The 19,190-nt window shown below is 34.8% G+C and carries 21 protein-coding genes; 13 read left to right on the top strand and 8 right to left on the bottom strand.

Features of this window, described 5'->3' with window-relative positions:
* Positions 1–3 precede the first annotated feature (3 nt).
* A complete protein-coding gene (locus FSZ17_RS11335) occupies positions 4–1,305 on the top strand; it encodes a DUF58 domain-containing protein (RefSeq protein ID WP_057770398.1) in 1,302 nt (433 codons plus the stop codon).
* Here the strand turns inward: FSZ17_RS11335 and FSZ17_RS11330 are convergent.
* Positions 1,283–2,263 carry a stage II sporulation protein M gene (locus FSZ17_RS11330; protein ID WP_057770395.1) on the bottom strand — a complete coding sequence of 327 codons (981 nt, stop codon included), beginning with the start codon at positions 2,261–2,263 and terminating at the stop codon, positions 1,283–1,285. The two genes, FSZ17_RS11335 and FSZ17_RS11330, sit on opposite strands and share 23 nt — an antisense overlap.
* Before the next feature lie 100 nt (positions 2,264–2,363).
* Here FSZ17_RS11330 and FSZ17_RS11325 point away from each other — a divergent pair, with 100 nt between their 5' ends.
* Together FSZ17_RS11325 and FSZ17_RS11320 are read left to right on the top strand one after the other, a co-directional pair.
* Entirely contained in the window at positions 2,364–3,170 is an 807-nt protein-coding gene (locus FSZ17_RS11325) for an RDD family protein (RefSeq protein ID WP_057770392.1), read from the top strand.
* A gap of 471 nt (positions 3,171–3,641) precedes the next feature.
* Entirely contained in the window at positions 3,642–3,965 is a 324-nt protein-coding gene (locus FSZ17_RS11320) for a DUF2834 domain-containing protein (protein WP_057770390.1), read from the top strand.
* A gap of 209 nt (positions 3,966–4,174) precedes the next feature.
* Here the strand turns inward: FSZ17_RS11320 and FSZ17_RS11315 are convergent, their stop codons facing one another.
* The gene (locus FSZ17_RS11315) at positions 4,175–4,933 is read right to left on the bottom strand and encodes a hypothetical protein (protein WP_057770387.1); all 759 of its coding nucleotides are present in this window, start codon (positions 4,931–4,933) and stop codon (positions 4,175–4,177) included.
* A gap of 152 nt (positions 4,934–5,085) precedes the next feature.
* On the opposite strand from FSZ17_RS11315, the gene pepF reads away from it, so the two are divergent.
* A complete protein-coding gene (gene pepF, locus FSZ17_RS11310) occupies positions 5,086–6,873 on the top strand; it encodes an oligoendopeptidase F (protein ID WP_057770384.1) in 1,788 nt (595 codons plus the stop codon).
* A 105-nt stretch (positions 6,874–6,978) separates the two neighbouring features.
* On the opposite strand, the gene FSZ17_RS11305 is transcribed toward pepF, so the two are convergent.
* A complete protein-coding gene (locus tag FSZ17_RS11305) occupies positions 6,979–7,776 on the bottom strand; it encodes an alpha/beta fold hydrolase (RefSeq protein WP_057770383.1) in 798 nt (265 codons plus the stop codon).
* Positions 7,777–7,996: 220 nt separating this feature from the next.
* On the opposite strand from FSZ17_RS11305, the gene FSZ17_RS11300 reads away from it, so the two are divergent.
* Both FSZ17_RS11300 and FSZ17_RS11295 read left to right on the top strand, forming a co-directional pair.
* Complete coding sequence (locus tag FSZ17_RS11300; RefSeq protein WP_057770380.1) at positions 7,997–8,791, top strand: HAD family hydrolase; 795 nt, start codon at positions 7,997–7,999, stop codon at positions 8,789–8,791.
* Between the two features lie 89 nt (positions 8,792–8,880).
* Positions 8,881–9,996, top strand: coding sequence for an NAD(P)/FAD-dependent oxidoreductase (locus FSZ17_RS11295; protein WP_057770377.1), 1,116 nt, complete (start codon positions 8,881–8,883; stop codon positions 9,994–9,996).
* A gap of 103 nt (positions 9,997–10,099) precedes the next feature.
* Here the strand turns inward: FSZ17_RS11295 and FSZ17_RS11290 are convergent, their stop codons facing one another.
* Positions 10,100–10,582: an SRPBCC family protein gene (locus tag FSZ17_RS11290; RefSeq protein ID WP_057770374.1), complete on the bottom strand. Its 483-nt coding sequence runs from the start codon at positions 10,580–10,582 to the stop codon at positions 10,100–10,102.
* 81 nt (positions 10,583–10,663) lie between these two features.
* Positions 10,664–11,203: a helix-turn-helix domain-containing protein gene (locus tag FSZ17_RS11285; protein WP_057770714.1), complete on the bottom strand. Its 540-nt coding sequence runs from the start codon at positions 11,201–11,203 to the stop codon at positions 10,664–10,666.
* A gap of 244 nt (positions 11,204–11,447) precedes the next feature.
* Between FSZ17_RS11285 and FSZ17_RS11280 the strand changes: the two genes are divergently transcribed.
* From FSZ17_RS11280 to FSZ17_RS11250, 6 genes are all read left to right on the top strand, one after another.
* Complete coding sequence (locus tag FSZ17_RS11280; RefSeq protein ID WP_057770371.1) at positions 11,448–12,092, top strand: alpha/beta hydrolase; 645 nt, start codon at positions 11,448–11,450, stop codon at positions 12,090–12,092.
* 38 nt (positions 12,093–12,130) lie between these two features.
* Positions 12,131–12,913, top strand: a complete 783-nt coding sequence (locus tag FSZ17_RS11275) for a dioxygenase family protein (RefSeq protein ID WP_057770368.1) — start codon at positions 12,131–12,133, stop codon at positions 12,911–12,913.
* A gap of 339 nt (positions 12,914–13,252) precedes the next feature.
* A complete protein-coding gene (locus FSZ17_RS11265; RefSeq protein ID WP_057770366.1) occupies positions 13,253–13,672 on the top strand; it encodes a DoxX family protein in 420 nt (139 codons plus the stop codon).
* Positions 13,673–13,767: 95 nt separating this feature from the next.
* Positions 13,768–13,977 (top strand): tautomerase family protein, encoded by a 210-nt coding sequence (locus tag FSZ17_RS11260; RefSeq protein WP_057770362.1) that lies wholly within the window; start codon positions 13,768–13,770, stop codon positions 13,975–13,977.
* Entirely contained in the window at positions 13,964–14,743 is a 780-nt protein-coding gene (locus FSZ17_RS11255; protein WP_057770360.1) for a 2-keto-4-pentenoate hydratase, read from the top strand. The genes FSZ17_RS11260 and FSZ17_RS11255 overlap by 14 nt, the downstream gene beginning before the upstream one ends.
* Positions 14,744–14,860: 117 nt before the next feature.
* Positions 14,861–15,715, top strand: coding sequence for a hypothetical protein (locus tag FSZ17_RS11250; RefSeq protein WP_057770357.1), 855 nt, complete (start codon positions 14,861–14,863; stop codon positions 15,713–15,715).
* Positions 15,716–15,747: 32 nt separating this feature from the next.
* On the opposite strand, the gene FSZ17_RS11245 is transcribed toward FSZ17_RS11250, so the two are convergent.
* From FSZ17_RS11245 to FSZ17_RS11235, 3 genes are all read right to left on the bottom strand, one after another.
* A complete protein-coding gene (locus FSZ17_RS11245; protein ID WP_057770354.1) occupies positions 15,748–16,977 on the bottom strand; it encodes an amidohydrolase family protein in 1,230 nt (409 codons plus the stop codon).
* 3 nt (positions 16,978–16,980) lie between these two features.
* Positions 16,981–18,078, bottom strand: a complete 1,098-nt coding sequence (locus FSZ17_RS24175; RefSeq protein WP_057770352.1) for a hypothetical protein — start codon at positions 18,076–18,078, stop codon at positions 16,981–16,983.
* A 206-nt stretch (positions 18,079–18,284) separates the two neighbouring features.
* A complete protein-coding gene (locus FSZ17_RS11235) occupies positions 18,285–18,464 on the bottom strand; it encodes a small acid-soluble spore protein H (RefSeq protein WP_057770347.1) in 180 nt (59 codons plus the stop codon).
* Positions 18,465–18,696: 232 nt separating this feature from the next.
* On the opposite strand from FSZ17_RS11235, the gene FSZ17_RS23710 reads away from it, so the two are divergent.
* Positions 18,697–19,149: a hypothetical protein gene (locus FSZ17_RS23710; protein ID WP_228460322.1), complete on the top strand. Its 453-nt coding sequence runs from the start codon at positions 18,697–18,699 to the stop codon at positions 19,147–19,149.
* Positions 19,150–19,190: the final 41 nt, after the last annotated feature.

The raw sequence follows: 19,190 nt of genomic DNA, 5'->3' as shown, positions 1-19,190 counted from the left end.
ATAGTGCCAACGAAACGGTTACTATTCATTTTCTCTATAGTAACCATTCTATTAATAGTTGGGACTGCTTTAGAAATCTCATGGAAATTGATATTGCTAGTAAATGGTTTTGTATTATTAGCTAGTTTATTAGATTTATTTTTTTCACCGAAAAAAAAGCAAATTTCCCTAAAACGTATTTTTCCTGAAGAAATGGAAAGAGGACTACCCTATCATGTGAACATTGAAGTGAAAAACATGTCTGCATACCCCGTCTCCTTTCGATTAACAGATGGGGTTCCACAAACATTTATCAGACCATTTCCACTTCATGGGAAAGCAATAAATGATTCGATTACACACGCTATGTATGAAACTAGAGCGACAGAGAGAGGAAAATACGAGATAAATAAGCTCTATTTTCGCTATTCGAGCTTACTCGGACTTTGGGAAAAGCAAATTACTTTTGAATCACAGATGTCCGTTAAAGTCATTCCCGATCTAACTGAAACAAAGAATTATTTAGAAAATGCGCAAGCATTTTTATTATATGAAGGGGTAAAAATCCGTAAACAGCAAAGTGGGATTGGAGATTTCGCTAAAATTCGAAACTATGTTGTTGGGGATGATCCCCGTAAAATTAACTGGCGGCAGACAGCTAAGCTGCGTGAAGTCATGACGAATGAATATGAGCCAGAGCATGGAAAGTATATAACGATTTTAATTGATTGTGGAAGAATGATGGGGGCCGAACTGAAAAAGGGAAATCGCCTAGAGAAATCAATTGAGGCTGCATTAACCGTTACAGCTGCAGCATTAAAAAAAGGGGATTATGTATCCGTCTTGGCATTTTCCAAGGATGTAAAAGTCTTTGTTCCGCCCGCAAAAGGGATGGCTCATATGCAGACCATTTTGCAAGCCATTTATAATATCAACGTAGATGCTGTTGAATCGAATTACGCGGCTGTATTCCATTATTTAGGGATCATGCAGAAGAAAAGAAGTCTTCTATTATTATTTAGTGATGTAAGTACCTTTTTACATGAGGAGAGTACACTCATTTATTTAAAGCGCATAAGGCAAAAGCATTTATTTTTAATGATTGGAATTGAGGATGAAACACTTCTAAAGAGGATAAAGGAGTTCCCAACTAATATCCAGGATACAATGGTGAAGAGTATGGCCCAGCAGCAAATGCTTATTAAGAAGAAGGAAAAAACAAAATGGGAAAAACTAGGCCTCCTGATGATCGAGGCCCGTGAAGAAAAACTTGCTATCGCAGCTGTGTCACACTATATCGACATTATGAATCGAAATCTCTTATAGCCTGATTTTTCATCAATTTTAATCTACCAATAGCGATATAAAGTATAAGTCCGATGACCGTTAAAAAGGCAACTGCATACTTTGCTTCCAATGAAATTGCAGCAGGCGTGATAAAGCCTTCAATGATTCCCGCAATAACAAATAATGGAATCGTACCAAGCAATAATTGAACTGAACGCTTTGCTTGCTGCTTTAATTGAAAACCTCTTGTGAAATTACCAGGAACAAAAAGCTTATAACCCATTAACAGTCCTGCACCGCCTGCTATAAAAATAGCTGTAAGCTCGATCATTCCATGGGGAACAATATAAGCCCAAAAATCATAGGTTTTACCGTAATGCCAAAATAGAGCGGCTAGTGCGCCAACTATGATGCCATTATAAATTAATAAATAAACAGTCAAAAGTCCAAATGTAACACCCCCAGCAAAAGCTAATATCGCTACTTGGATGTTGTTCGTCATAATGCTTGCAGACATTAGGGAGGAATCTACATTACCATCGTTGCTGCCAAGCTGTTCAGGATCAACCCCTTGAGCCATTTCCGCCGGGAGAATGGAGTAAATATGCAGCGGATCATTGACAACTGAAAAAAAGCTACCCGCTGCTCCAAGGGTAAAGAGGAGCAGGGCGACTATAATAAACTTCCATTGTTCTAATAATAAACCAATAAATTTTGTGCTAAAAAAATAACGAATTTGATTAACACTTGTCATTTGATCCTTATACAAAAGATTATGTGATTTCGATACAAGAGAATTTAAATATAGCGTTACTTCTTCTTTTGGAAAGTATGTTTGACTGTATGAAAGGTTCTGGGCAGCTTTTTGGTATAGTCGATGAAATTGATTAATATCAGTTCCAGAAAAGTTGTTTCTTTTCTTTTGGAGAACTCCTGATAATAATTCAAGCTGTTTCCATTCGTCTCGGTGTTGCTTAACAAATTGCTTAACATTCATATAAACACCTCTGTAATTTTGCTATTCTCCTTATTATAGTAACTTTGTAGAAAAATAGAAACAGCCAGGGGGAAATTCACCTAGGAAATGAGGGAAAACATTGAATCAAAATCATGACGAAGTTGGCATAAAAACTCCTGAATATGTATCACTTCAGTTTCAGCTTGCTGGACTAGGGAGTAGATCGGCTGCTTTTATAATCGACCAGCTAATATTAATGATTGTAAATATTTTGATCATCGTCTTACTTTTTTTCATTTTAATTGGTCAGCAAGACTTTATGTTATGGGCTAGTATGAATTCTGTCTCGTTTGCCATTGCGATTATTTTATTATTCATCCTTAATTGGGGTTATTTCTTTGCTTTTGAATATTTTTCAGGAGGAAGAACAATTGGAAAGAAGGTAATCGGCATAAGAGTAATTCAGGAGAACGGACACAGCATTACACTCTTATCAAGCTTTATCCGAAATTTTCTCCGCATCATCGATTCTTTGCCAGTTTATTATTTCCTTGGCCTAATCATGATCTTTTTCCATTCAAAGCATAAGAGAATTGGAGATCTTGTCGCAGGGACGATCGTTGTTCATGAAAGAAAGACGAAAAAGAATAAGCTAACAGCCATCGAAAAGGAAATCGAAAAACGCGGACTGACGAAAGATGACGTTGATATTGATGAGTGGGCATTGAAATCCTTTGATACGAAGGAATGGAATCTTATAAAAACCTATACGAACCGATTTATGCAATTACCTTATGATGAAAGAAACCAATTAACAATAAAAGTCGCTGAAATTATGCTGCCGAAAACAGGAATAGTAATGTCAGGAAAAAATTATCAAAATCTAGAAGATATACTTCTAGTACTTTATTTGAAACTAAAGGATGAATGGGAATATGAATTGTAAAGAGATGTAAATTTAAAATAAAGATTGATAATTTATAATAAAGTTTGATTAAAATCCCGTACTAAATTTTTCTTTTTATATTTTTGTAGATGTTATAAAAAAATCCAGTATGTTATTTCATTAAAGGGCCATTATATGTAGTATGATTTTTGACCGTATTCAACGTAAACAACGATAGGACTTTACTTGGAGGGGTGGGGGTGGGAATGATAGGCTTGTATGCCAGATGAAACAACGACTACTACCTTTCAAGACCAATCATGCCCACAGAGGCTCCAAGTCAAGTCATTAAACGCTTTTCTATGGTTACATATAAACAATGATAAAGGGTGCACCATATCAATGATTTGAAACGGATACTATATAAAAGCACCTGATTGTTTAGTATAGGAATCTTCAATAATATATTTTTTTTGAACGTTAGTTATAGTAATTTAATAGTAACTTTGTTAAAAAGGGGGAAATTATCCAGTGAAAAAATTATATTTAATATTAGGGCTAATTGGTACTGTTTTTCCGTATTATTTTTTTATTCAGTTCCTAAGGGATAATGGACTTGATTTAGGTTTATTAATGGAATTATTATTTACTAACACGATATCGTCCTTTTTTGCAGTTGATTTTTTAATATCATGTGTTGTTTTCTTGGTATTTATGTTCAATGAATCACGAAAGTATAACATTAAAGAAAAATGGATTTGTCTTTTATCTCTTTTTACAGTTGGATTATCTTTAGCACTACCTTTATTTTTGTTTTTTAGACATTCTTATATTAAGAGTAAAGATGAAGTATAAATTAGAAAATAACCATGTTCCAGCTAAGATAAGTAAAATGTTTATTCAAATATCAGTCTTTAATAGCATAAGGATCACTGAAATGATCAAACTTTTTTTCAAATCACGCTTTTTCTTTTTGTTCATTTATCAAGGTTATAAGTAGCAATTTGATCAAACTTTATTTCAAAGCCACAAGAGAAAAGGCTAATGAACGAAAATCTCGTTCTTTAGCCTTTTTTAATTTTTGATGGATTATTTATTTTATATAAAACGGGAGCATCGACGATATATTCTTCCTCCACATCTTTACCTTTAGCTAATTTCTTTTTTACAATTTTTCCATCGAATTCTAGTTCATCACCTGTCGAAAGCTCAAATTTCTTCAATGTTTTAGAGTGAGAGCACCATGCAAGACCCACTTCAATTGGTTCATCCTGCTGTATAATCACTTTTTCCAAAACAATGACTTCATCATTTTCTTCATTAAAATTATTCCAACTTAAAGAAAATTGCTTTACGGTTGCAGAAAAATGTACTTTTTCTTCTGGAAGTGTCAATTTTTCTGGTTTTTCTTTCTTTTCCTTCTTCTTTACTGGCTCATTCGACTTTTCTTCCTTAGGAGATTTTAATGTTTGATTGTCATATTGATCAGATGAGACCGAGACATCTAAAGCGTCAGTATATTCACCCTTTCCAAAGCTGGCAGCCTGCATTTCTTTTAGGTAAGCTGGATGGATGCAGCTTAAGTTCCCATCTTGAAATTCAATAATAATTGTATTAAGTACCTCATTTTTACCGTAAACCTCATAACCTTTAATTATTACTAAGTATTGGAGATTTTTTTCCTTATAGAAGAATTGCTTTTTAGAAGATAATCCCCATTCTTTTAGTTTTTCTGCATAATGTGATTCGTCAACAAAATTTTCATAATCTCCCTTCGGTGGAAGATAAGAAATACTTATTAATTCAGGTGAAACTGAACCCATGTTAATTCATCCTTTCTTAGTTATTCATGCCATTAGAATAGCATTAACCTGCGATTAATCATTAATTATCTCAGTTTTTAAAGTGCAAGTTATACAATAAACTATAATATAATTAGTATAACTTACTAAAACCTTTAAAGGGAGTCCTGTAAATGAAGACATATACGAGCAGAAATGAAGTACCGGAATTAGAAAAATGGAATTTAGCTGATATTTATCCTGATATTAGTAATTGGGAAGAGGATTATGAGCAAATTGAAGGACTAGCTAAGGAATTAAAAGGATTTGACGGGGAAATTCATGACGGCCAAGCATTATATCAATTTCTAAAACTAAAAGAAAATTTATCTTATATGCTCAATAAAGTTTTTGCATATGCCATGCTGAAGGTTGATGAGGATACAAGGGAAACAAAATCTCAAGCATTAATGGATCGAGCAAAGCAGCTAAGTGTGAAGGTTAGTGCTTCTACTTCCTATTTCATGCCATATTTACTAAGTTTAGATGAGGAAACATTGAAGGAATACATAGGAGCAATTGAAGGATTAGAATATTTTGCAGAGGATTTATGGGAGTCATTCAGGTACAAGAAGCATGTATTAAGCAAGGAGCAAGAAGAGGTTTTATCAAATTTAGGTGAGGCTTTATCTGCTCCAAGTCATACATTTGGAATGATCAATAATGCTGATATCAAATTCGGGGAAGTCACTGGTGAAGATGGGAAAAAAATTGAACTGACACGAGGAATGTATTCTAAACTAATGGAGGATGAAGATCGTGAAAAGCGGAGGGAGGCTTATAAAGCATATTATAAACCCTATATGCAATTAAAAAACTCCATTGCTTCTACACTTTCAGCCACTATAAAAAATAATGTAACAATGGCAAGGCTTCGTCATTATCCATCCGCGTTAGAAAAAGCATTATTTGGTGACCAGGTTCCAAAAGAGGTCTATGAAAACCTTATACTTACGACAAAAAAGAATATTACTCCAATGCATCAATACACACAGATTCGCAAGAAAATGCTCAGTTTAGATGAATTAAGGCAATATGATTTAAGTGTACCTCTCGTAAAAGGCATAAAACCCGTGATAACGTATGAAGAAGCCTACGATACAATGATAAAGGCTTTAGCACCACTTGGAGAAGAATATATAAAAATTCTAAAAGAATTTAAAGATGCACGATATATTGATGTCAGGGAAACACCTGGTAAGCGATCAGGGGCCTATAATCTAGGCGTGTACGGTATTCATCCTTTCATCCTCTTAAACCATCATGACGATTTAGATAGTTTATTCACGCTTGTTCATGAATGCGGTCATGGCGTTCATAGCAAATTGAGCGCTCAGCATCAGCCGCAAATTACTGCAAGATATAGCATATTTGTTGCAGAGGTTGCATCAACCGTTAATGAAGTGCTTTTAATAAACTATTTATTAAATATTGAAACAGATCCAGAAATACGTAAGTATCTACTTAATCATTTCATTGATCAATTTAAGGGAACCTTCTATACACAAATAATGTTTGCCGAGTTTGAGAAATTAACACATGAAATGGCGGAAAAGGGACTGCCATTAAATGTCGATGTGTTTAATCAAACATACGAAGCACTTTTTAAGGAATACAACGGTGAAGAAATTATTTTCGATGACGAATTGAAATATGGCTGGTCGAGGATTCCTCACTTTTATCGTCCTTTTTATGTTTACAAATATGCAACAGGATTTGCTTCAGCCATCCATCTCGCAACGAAAATCCTTGAAGGGGATCAAGATACTCTAAATTCTTATTTAGAGTTTTTAAAAAGCGGAAGTTCAGATTATCCACTCGAATTATTGAAAAAAACCGGTGTAGATTTAACAACGCCTCTTCCGATTGAAAATGCAATTAAACGCTTTGCTGAACTAGTTGATGAATTTTCGAATTTTTAAATATAACTGAGCCCATTAATTAATAAATGAAGGACTTGCCACGTAAGGTGTCAGGCATCCACATATTGTTCGTGGTGCCTGACACCATTGCTTTTGGGACAACTCCTAAATTAGGTAAGTATCTACATTATTTTTCCTATTTTGGTCATTGCAAAATTGCTTGATCATTTCATTTAACTCATTAGCAGCTTTTGTCGGGATTTGATGTGATGTATTTGTAAATTTTAATTCATTATTAGGTAATTTCTCACTAAGCAGCATTGCGTATTGATGAAATGATTTATCCTTCTTGCCAAAAACTAATAAAATCGGATGATTTATGCGGTTAAGCTGATCGGTACAATTATACTGCAAACTGTATCTATAATACTGTTCGATATTCCGAATATCTCCTAGTCGAGCTTCAGCAACCATCTTTTTAAAAATTTTAATTCTATCTGCATTTCCAAAAGATATCGCCCATGTCAAAACTTTTTTTGCTCCTGCATTTGCCAGTTTAACTCCTAAAGAAATCTTTTTCCGCAAATTATCATCATTTACATAAGGCATGCCACTGATGATTATCCCGCCTAATGCTCTATCCGGAAAAGTCAGTAAGAATTCAAGTGTAATTGATCCTCCAGTGGAATATCCGCATATGAATGCTTTCTTTATTTCCAAATGATCCAATAGCTGTTTCAAATCTTCAGCAATTAGCTTATACGTTATCGGTCTCTGTGAATATTGACTTTTTCCATGACCGCGAATATCAAAAGTAATGACTTGATAATGCTGTGATAAATCTTCCATTTGATAAAGAAAATTAATAGATGTAAGTAAAGGAGGATGAATGAAAACGATTGGTGTTCCTTTTCCTTGCACATTATAGTGTATACTGCATCCATCAACGTTTAAAATTGGCATTTTTTTTACCACCTTTATGTTATGTCTAAAAGGCAAAATCTTGTATTTTTTCTATCAATGTATTTTACGAAGGTTTTACCTTATTATTTTCGATTTTTTATGAAATAATTACCTAATAAACATGCTTGCCATTTTATTTAAAAATTTCAAGAATGATATTTTTCAAGGATTAGTCGTGATAAACTAGTATTAAAAATTACCAAAAAAAGCGAGGCACAAAATGATAAAAGCTATTTTTTTCGATTTAGATGATACTCTACTTTGGGATCAAAAAAGTGTAAAGGAAGCCTTCGTAGCTACTTGTAAATTAGCAGAAGAGCGCTATGGATTAGACCCTTATCAGTTTGAAGAAGCCGTTCGAGAAGAAGCAAGAAATCTATACTCTTCTTATGAAACTTATCCTTTTACACAAATGATAGGGATCAATCCGTTTGAAGGATTATGGGGCAATTTTTTGGATGATCATGATGAATTTAGAATAATGAAGGAAATCGTTCCTAATTATCGTAGAGAGGCTTGGACATTAGCACTTAAAAAATTCGGTGTGGATGATCCAGACTTTGGACATGAATTAGCAGAAAGGTTCCCACAAGAACGCCGAAACACCCCGTTTGTGTATGAAGAAACATTTCATGTTTTAGACACTTTAAAAGATAACCATAAACTCCTTTTATTAACAAATGGTTCACCCGATTTACAACATACAAAATTAACGATCACACCAGAAATTGCTCCATATTTTGACCATATCGTTATTTCTGGCGATTTTGGAAGAGGGAAGCCAGATCCATCTATTTTTGAACATGCATTATCTCTCATGTCTTTGAAGAAAGAAGAAGTGATCATGGTAGGAGATAACTTAATGACAGATATTCTTGGTGCAAATAGAGCTGGAATAATATCTGTGTGGATTAATCGTCATAATAAAGAAAAAAGTGAAGTTATTCCTTCGTATGAGATTAAGCATTTGGAGGAGCTCTATCCATTATTAGAAGAGCTAAAGAGAATGGTATAATAAATTAATCAAAATTTCGTATCAGAAAAGTCTCAACTAAATTAATCTAGGTGCGAATTTTTAAATAAGTAATGAATAAGGTGTTAAAGATGCAAACATTTATTGTCATTGGCGCAGGTATATTAGGTGCTTCAACTGCCTTTCATCTTGCTAAATCAGGAGCGAAGGTTTATTTGATAGATCGAAATGAACCCGGCCAAGCTACTGATGCAGCTGCAGGTATTATTTGTCCATGGCTGACACAACGACGTAATAAAGCATGGTACAAACTTGCTAAAGAAGGGGCAAAATATTATTCGACTTTGATTCGGTTATTAGAAGAAGATGGTGAAACCAATACCGGCTATAAAAAAGTTGGTGCCATTAGTATTCATACAGATGAAATGAAATTAGACAAAATGGAGGAACGTGCATATAAACGTAAAGAAGATGCACCCGAAATAGGAGAAATTTCTCGTTTGTCAGCATCTTCAGTAAAAGAGTTATTTCCTCCATCGGCAGATCATTTTTCTGCTGTTCATATTAGCGGGGCAGCTCGTGTTAATGGAAGAGCGTTACGTCAATCTCTTGTTAAAGCTGCTCAGAAGAATGGTGCTGTCATTATTCAAGGAAATGCTGAATTATTATTTCATGATGGGAAAGTGCAAGGTGCAAAAGTAGAGGGCGAGACTTACCTTGCTGATCAAATAATTGTCACTGCAGGCGCTTGGGCAAATGAATTATTACAGCCACTTGGGGTAAATTTCCTCGTATCATCGCAAAGAGGTCAAATTGTACATCTTCGTTTGACTAATACGGATACAAGCAATTGGCCTGTAATTATGCCACCAAATAATCAATACATACTGGCTTTAGAAGATGGCAGAATTGTAATAGGAACCACACATGAAGATGATAAAGGATTTAACCGAATTGTAACAGCTGGTGGGTTACATGAAATATTCGATAAAGCTTTATCTATTGCACCAGATCTCTATGATTGTGAAGTAGTTGAAACAAGAGTAGGATTTCGGCCATTCACACCTGGATTTCTACCTGTGATTGGTCCATTGCCTGGCTTTGAAGGAATATTAGTTGCTAATGGCCTAGGTGCATCTGGGTTAACCATTGGACCTTATTTAGGATTAGAATTAGCAAAGCTTGCTCTTGGAAAGTCTGTTGATATTGATCTTTCTCTCTACGATGTTGATGGAGCGATAGAATGAACGAAGTAATCTTATTGGTTTAAAAAGAAAGGAGATTGGGTCTGCTCCAACTCCTTTCTACAACAAATATAATTAATATGGCTTGTCCTACAAGTAATTTATACTAATTTTCATTTACTTCCTCAATAGCCTGAATGTATTTATCATGCCATTTTTTCCATTCGGATTCTCTAGAATGAAAGGCTCTTCCATCGAGAAGCGCTTTAATAACCTCTAAGCATACATGCCATCCAGCGAGATCTTTAGGAGTATGATCAGTCATTTTATTTATTTTTTCCTTTAAGATTAGGCGACAGCCCTCTGACACTGGATATAATTCGAAACGGACACAATCTTCTCCCCACGTATACTGTAATACGGAAAACATTTTGAGTTCAGTAATTTCCAACTCCTCAAATGTACCATCCTGCATGTCAAACTTAATGATTCCACCCTCACGGAGTTCTTCCACACTAAGTTCTGAAAACCATTTTGATAGCATCTCATTGTTTGTTAGCATAGACCATACTTTTTCAACAGAATGATGGAGCTGGCGTTCAAAATGGGCGAGATAAAAATGATCCATTTTTTTTATTTCTGCTAACATCATAATCCTCCTATTTCATTTAGAACTTACAACTATTTAATAATCTTAAATAGTTGTGGATTATACCAATATGATTAAAGATTACAATACGTCATGAAGTTCAGAATCTGAGTGAATCGCTATCAAAACAACAGCTTTTCCATCCCCAATATTTTTAACAAAATGTGGTACACAAGCATTCCAACTAAAAGAATCACCCTCCTCAATAATAACAGAGTCTTCACCTTGTTCAGCAAGGAGTTTTCCCTCTAATACTAGATGACATTCTTCTCCTTCATGCACATTTGGTTCGCCCATCGATGCTCCGGGAGGAAATTCTACAATCATCATTCTTAATCCGCCTTTAGAAGTTAAATGCTCAATCTTTAAATTATTATAGGAAGAATTGGTTCTTGCGTTTTTTCTAACTACACGCATATGTTGCTGCTTTTCTAACAATAAATAAGGCAAAGGAACCCCTAAAAAGCCACTAATGGTTTGTAAAGTACTAATAGAAGGGGAAGTGTTATTGTTTTCGACATTGCTAATAAATCCCTTTGAAAGTCCTGTTGCTTCACACATTTGTGCAATTGTGATCATTTTCCTTTTTCGTATCGCACGAATTTTTGCTCCAATATCCAGTTTAACCACCTCAAATGTTTCTTATTAGATAACTTTATTATATATTAGCTAATTTATTATTGACAATTGATATCAACTATTGTTATCTTATAAACAACAAATATTCATAATAAGAAACAAAATGAATTGATTTATTTTTTTGCTCATTAGTTTTCTTATATGAATTTTTTATTCCTATAAATATAAATGCGATTAATATAAGTATACAATCTGTCAATTAAATAAAAGAAAGGATGATGAAAAATTGAATTCACCTATGATTTACGAGCTTCGCAGACCTGCAAAAGTCAACCCAAATCAAACATATCCAGCTTTATTTATGATGCATGGGATAGGGAGTAATGAACAAAATATGTTGTCATTAGTAGATGGGTTGGAAGAGCACTTTTTTATTTTCAGTATTCGTGGTCATCTTCCTCAACCTCCAGGCTATTGTTTTTTTACAATTCAAGGCTATGGTAAACCACATCGAGAAATATTTGATACTGGCGTTAGTAAGCTTACAAGCTTTATTGAATATGCTGCTGATCAGTACCCAATAGATTCTAGCCGTTTGTACTTACTTGGATTTAGTCAAGGAGCTATCCTTGCTAAAACACTAGGCTTAATATTAGGGAATCGTATTAAAGGAATTGTTGCACTTAGTGGATACATCCCTGCATTCGTCAAGGAAGAGTACAGCATCAAACCAGTTGACCAGCTCTCCGTTTTCATTTCTCATGGAGAATTTGATAACATTCTTCCATATGAGTGGGGTGTAGAAAGTACTGAATTTTACCGTGAGTTAGGCACAATAGTAACTTTCCAATCGTATCAGGAAGGCCATACTATTTCTTTAAAAAATCAACAAGATTTTACGAAGTGGTTACTTGATGATTTGGAGAAGTAACGGAGGATTGTTCATTTTATAAGAGAGGAGTAAAAAATATGTTACCGTCTTTTTTTATTGCACACGGAGCTCCATTACTTGCAATTGAAAATAATACGTATACGCAGTTTTTAAATACTTTAGGCTCCACTTTGCCTAGACCAAAAGCAGTTGTTTTATTTTCTGCTCACTGGGAATCATCTACCCAAAAAGTAAGTGATGTTAATGAGTATAAAACCATCTATGATTTTGGAGGCTTTCCTGAAAGTTTGTACCGTATTCAATATCCAGCTAGAGGGGACAGTGAGATAGCTAAAGAAATAAAAGAACTTTTTACTATGCATGGTATTCCATTCGAAGTTGAAACAAATCGTGGCTTAGACCATGGAGCTTGGGTCGTACTAAGGATGCTTTATCCGAATGCGGATATACCAGTCATTTCAATGTCTGTGGACCCGAATCTCAAACCAGAGGAGCAATATAAAATCGGTCAATCTTTATCTGAGTTAAGAGAAAAAGATATATTGATTATTGGAAGCGGGGGAACAGTTCATAACCTAAGAGCCTTAAAAATGGTAGAAGATGATAGCTTAGTCGATCAATGGGCACTTGGCTTTGATGAATGGCTAGCCATACGCTTAAAAAATTGGGATGTAGAATCACTTTTTAAGTATGATACTTTAGCACCAACAGCAAACCTAGCAGTGCCACCATATGGGAATGAACACTTTATACCAATTTTCTATGCAATGGGTGCAGTTGATAACGAAAAAACGGCAAAATTACTGCACCGCAGCTACCGATATGGAAACCTTAGCCACAGTGTTTGGCAATTTGGGTGAGAATACACAAATAGGTTATTCAAGAAATTTTCAGAAAAGTTATTGTTTATTTATAGAAAAGTCTGTGATAAATCTCAGTGTTGATAATGCAATTTTGTTGTTGATTGGAGCGGAAGGTGCGAGATCCTCGAAAATGCATTCGCATTTCCTTCGTGCGGTGGTTATTCGGGGAAGATTATTCAATGTCCTGCGGGAGAAGCGAGTCAAAGGGAGACCCCGCAGGAGCGATAGCGACGAGGAGGCTTCCAGACCGCCCGCGGAAAGCGAGTGCCTGCAGCGGAAATCAACAAGGAAGTTTAACATCATAAAAAAAGAAATTATTATTCGGAGGTATTAAAAATGAAGAAATATGAAGTAGGTACATTAATATTACGTGTATTTTTAGGAATTACTTTCTTTATCCATGGATTAGTTAAATTTCAAGGTGGAATCGAAAATATCGTAGGCTGGTTTGAAAGTATTGGTTTACCAGGCTTTATGGCTTATGGAGTAGCTCTAATTGAATTGGTTGGTGGAATTGCATTAGTGATTGGTTTAGGCAGCAGAATTGTGTCAGCTTTATTCGCTCTTGTAATGATCGGAGCAATCTTAAAAGTAAAATTAGCTGTTGGTTTTTTAGGTAATGGTCAAATGGCAGGATATGAATTAGATTTAGCTTTCTTAGCAATTTCCATTTTTATTGCCATGAATGGCAGTAAACTATTTGCTCTAGATCAAATTCTTTTCAAAGCGAAAGAGCAAAAGACTACAACAGCTTAATTCAGAGAGAGAGAAAGAATAATTTTTTTTCAACCTTTATGCATTACTTCAACTCGAGGTAGTGCATTATTTTTATGAACTAGGAGGAAAGATTAATGCCGATTATTCAAATTTCAATGCTTGAGGGAAGAGAACAAAAAACAATAGAACAGTGCATCCGCAATGTCGCACAAACCGTCCACGAATCACTTAGTGTCCCATTATCTAGTATTCGTGTAGTTGTATATGAAGTACCTAAAAATCATTTTGCAGTGGGAGATAAGTTAAAAACCGATACTGGAGGAAGTTTGAGTGCTAAACTATAAAGAGCTAGCAGAATTTTTAGTGAAAGCAGAAAAAAATAAGATGGCTGTTCCACGTATAACAGAAAAAAATCCAGAATTTGATATTTCAATGGGTTATCAAGTGCAGCAAGAACTTGTTAAAATAAAAAAGAATCAAGGTCATGAAATATTCGCCTTCAAAATGGGCCTCACTAGTATGGCAAAAATGACCCAAATGAATATAACTGAACTTATCTATGGATATATATTTGACTATATGAATATTCCAGATCAAGGTGAAATATCAATAGATGAACTAATCCATCCGAAAGTAGAGGCTGAAATTGCCTTTATTCTTAGTGAGGATCTCCAAGGTCCAGATATAACGGTAGATCAAGTGATGGAAAAAACAGAATGGATTTTACCCGCTTTAGAAATTATAGATAGTCGGTATCAGAATTTTAAATTCAAGCTCCCTGACGTTATTGCAGATAACACTTCGGCATCTAGAGTGGTTTTGGGAAACAGAAAATTCCGACCTCAAGAATTTAAGATTGATTCGATTGGTGTTACATTGATGATTAATGATGAATTAAGAGCAAATGGAGTAAGTGCGGCAGTTTTAGACAACCCGGCTAATTCTGTCGCTATATTAGCAAATATGCTTTATACGAATGGAAAAAGAAAGATTCCTAAAGGCTCGATGATCTTAACTGGCGGAATAACAGAGGCTATTTTGTTAAACAAATGGGACATCGTTACTTCAAAATTTGATCATATGGGTGAAATTTCATTTCGAGTAAGATAATAATAAGAGTAGCAATATCTAAAAAATTAATCTTAACAGCATTATAAGAACACTCTCTAAATTGGAGTCGTATTATATTTTACATTATATATAGAGCGATAAGGAGGGAATATCAACTTGAAGCAAGTAGCCGTCGCCATAATCCACGGGATGGGAAATCAAAAGGAAAACTATGCTGAAAAGATGGCAGCTAGCCTTCAGCAAATGGTGAAAGACAAAGCACATTATTTATTGGAGGATTCAAGTAATCCACTCGTTATTGAACCCGTCTATTGGGCAAAAGTATTTGAAGACCGAGAAAATGACTTATACAAGCGTTTAGTTGTAGATAATAACCTGCAATACAAATGGCTTCGAAGATTCATCATTCATTATTTGGCAGATGTGATTGGTTATCAACCAGTAGAAACAACTAAACATAATTATCATCTTGTCCATAGGAAAGTGGCAGATTCTCTAGAAAGACTTGCCGAAAAAGCTGGTCCTGATGCACCATTATGCTTGATTTCCCATAGTCTTGGTACAGTAATTGCCAGCAATTTTTTCTACGATTTGCAGATGAATCAAAGGAATGTTGAGCTTTCCCTTGATGATTTATCACCTCTAGAGAAAGGAGACTCTTTGGCACTATTTTATTCAATGGGTACGACTTTACCGTTGTGGAGCCTCCGCTATGACAAGTTTGATAGACCTATTCATATTCCATCCCACAAAATTGAAGAATACTACCCAGGACTAAAAGGAGAGTGGATTAATTTTTATGACCGGGATGATCTTTTAGGTTATCCTCTAAAGGGAGTAAGTCCTGAGTATGAAAGAGCAGTGACCGAGGATAGGGAAATTAATGCAGGGGGCATGCTTGTAAACTGGAATCCATTCTCACACTCCGCATATTTAACAGATAAAGATGTGCTTAAGCCAATTGCAGATGGCTTGTTTCGAGTATGGAAGCACATAAACAATATAAAGTAATAGAAACCTATTACGATAGAAGTGAATGAATCCTATTTATTATTTGTTCTATCTATCACTTTTACGCCTCTAAAATATACTTGTTTTAGCTTTTCAATTTCAGTAATTTCTAAACCTGGAATACCGTCAGAGACGAGAAAGTTAGCATCCATTCCTTTATCTAATCTTCCAATGCAATCTTCTTTTCCTAATACATTTGCTGGGTTTGCTGTGATTAATGCTAAAATATCATTTTCATCATATTGATTCTTTTTTAAGAGCTTCATGGCTGGTTGAGCAATTAACATTAACACATCTGGACCCTTTAATTTATCGTCTTGAAATGGCAGCCATGAAGTTCCTTTGTACGGAGGCAGATAGGAGTCTGTCGAAATAGATACAGAAATATCATTTTCAACTAACTTTAATATTTCTTCAGGAGAATTTGGCCCTAAATGAGTTCCTCCTAATGGTGTGGCAACAATTTTCGTATGTTGTTTAGCTGCCTCTTTGATTAATTCATCAGAAATACCATGTGCATGGTGTAAGACATCTACTCTTGCTTCTAAAGCCATTTTAATTCCATTTTCACCAGCAACGTGAGCACCTATTTGTTTTCCTAATTGATGATATATGTCTACTATTTGTTTTAATTCTTCTAACGTATAGATGATTTCACCCGCTCTAGGCACTTCTATTTTTGTAAAGTTTGCTGGTGTAGCATTGATAAATATATTTTCGCCCGGATAGTCACTTGCTTGAGCGATCTTTTTCACTAAAACAGGATCAATTAAATCGTTTTTATTGACCTTGCTTGACTTTGTAATTGAAGTGAAGTGAGCTAAATGTTCGAAACCGATGGATATGCTTGTAGTCGCAAATGAAATATCTAATGGTAAATCAATAACCGCATGACGATAATCCTCTATGGAAAAATTGCAGAGAGGATGGCCGCATATTTGTTCACCAATGGCCGTAATTCCTGCTGATAATGTCTGGAAAAGGATTGCCTTTCCGCCTAATAAGTGAGTTTCTGGTGTTACGGGATATAGGGAGGAAGGTGCAAATTCCAGTAAATGCGTATGACAATCGATAAGGGAAGGTGTAATGACGGAATCAGAACAATCAATTAATGGTATAGAAGGATATCTTTTTCGTAGTATCTTCCTGTCCCCAATTTCAGAGATTTTTCCTTTTTCAATTATCATTGCACCATTTTCAATCGAACCCAATTTACTTACAGTAACGATTTTCTTACCCTGAATCATATAAATACTACTCATTATTTATCCCACCAAAAATGGAGTTAAAAAGTACCCTAAAATACAAGCTGTAACAAATCGGAGAATCATTCCAACAATCGCAGCTTCTAATACTTCTTTTTCATTAAGATCTGATGTTTCAGCCCATGTAACTGGTATTTGACCAAAAATGACAGATAGTGGAAGGCCAGAATTGGCTAAAACAAAGGACCCAACAATTAAACGCGGGTCGATTGTGCTAGCTAGTTCAGCAAGCTGAGCAACTGCAAGTGTAGGAGCTGCGAGTATTGATACAATCCCGGTAGCTGGTTCAATACTTAAAAATGTGAGAACGGAAGCTAAACTGGATTCGATAACACTCCATAAACCAATGAATTTTAATGCCCCTATGAAGAAAAAGACAGCGGTAACGGCTGGAATAATAATTAAAAAGAGTAATTCGGCACCTTCTTTTGCAGAACTAAAAATAGTCTGAAGGAACCTTGTTTTAGGTGTAAAACGAGGTAATTCATCTAATTCTACTTTGACGGTATCCCTATAAATAGTTTTAGATAATAAGAAAGGAACGACGATGATTGGAAGAAAGATAGCTAGGATTATGAGCGGGAAGGCATTAATGCTGAATACAGAAAGTGCGATAATTCCTAAAACGAAGGTTGCGAAGGATTGAGGAGATTGAATCATAGTGGCTACAGCTATTTTTTGTTCTGCTTTTGTTGCTTTTGCTTTAACTAAGATGGGGCCTGAAATTTTTCCAGCTGCGTTAATATCGCCGAGAATATTATAAACACTTGGTATGATAACAGATGGATTTATTTTAAGCCACTTCATAATGGGTACAAAAATTCGAATTAAGCCGTCTGTAAATCCTAACCTTTCTAAAATACGCCCAACAATTACACTCACAATTATTGCAATCCCAACTTCACTCGTTAAGAATATATCAACAACAATTGGTTTTACTTCTTTAATAATGGTATCAAACAATTTGGATAGAGAATCAGGTGCAAATAAAAAGAGTAATAATGATGAAATGACTAAAAATATTCCAATCACTTCAAATGGATGCCATTTTGATCTTGAGTCCAATGCTTGAGAGTTAGACTTTTGCCCATTCTCCATAAATAAGACCTCCTGACATTTTTATTTATCTTATGTCTGGATAATAGATGGGTGTTTGTCTATATATTCCTAATTAATTAAAAGATCAGCCACTTTCAGGTATTTATTGCCTAGTGAAATAGCTGATCTTTTCTATATTAATGCATTCCTTTTTAGTGAAATTTCAAATGGTATTATTCATTTCGTGAAAAAGTACTTAACAAAACTTAATGTTCTTTTAAAAGAGATAGAGAAACCTCTTGTTCATGGTTTGGTTCATCAAGGGGGTAAATTCTTGCTGTTTCATTATTATCATCTACTTTTTGAATATAAATTGGTACTCCATTGTATGTTACATTAGCCATTACTGGAGATGCAGCAATCTCTTGTGCACGTTGTGAATTCATTAAATAGACCTCCTAAATTTAAATACAATTATAATGTTTACTTCAAACTCCTTAAATATTCTTTATCCGAAAGTGATGAACTCTAAAAAAAGAATATGTAAAATAAGGCAACTGCCTCAATGGACGTTGCCTTTCATGTTTTATGGTTATTTTTTCACTAAAATTGGTACAGCAGCCCAAGATTAATATGTTCCACTCAGCTGTTCACTATCAGAAGGAAAAGACACCTCCATTGAACGCAAAGATTCCTTTGCTTGCATTAAGTATGCTTCTTATTGTCCTTTATCAGAAGTTTACACCAAATCAAAGCATTACCAGCATTATCATTCATCTTAAAGAACATATTAGAAATGGAGAGCGGTCAATTTTGCTTTTCAAAACTCTTAAGAGGATGTGCATTAAATTGAATAAATGGATAAAAATTCTATTAAGTACAAGAATATTACAAAATATGTTTGGCAGAAGACGAAATAATCGAGGAATGATTTGGGCATCTTTGTTAGGGTTAGGAGTTAGCGCTGCAGCAATTGGATTAAGCAGGAATCGTAATAGAAATATGATGAATCCACTGCAAAATATCATGAATAATTTGCAAACTCCCTTAAATCGCCAAGTCCCAAACGCTGCATTAACAGAGTTTGCAAAAGAAATAATACCTGATAAAAACTCCTTAACCAACAAATAAATTTCTAATAAAATGTAAATGCCCACTTAATGTGGGCATTT

The sequence above is a fragment of the Cytobacillus dafuensis genome (genome assembly GCF_007995155.1).
GTDB lineage: Bacteria > Bacillota > Bacilli > Bacillales > Cytobacillaceae > Cytobacillus > Cytobacillus dafuensis.
Note: the sequence above shows the minus strand (reverse complement) of the source record. Positions and strands in the feature narration are given on the sequence as shown.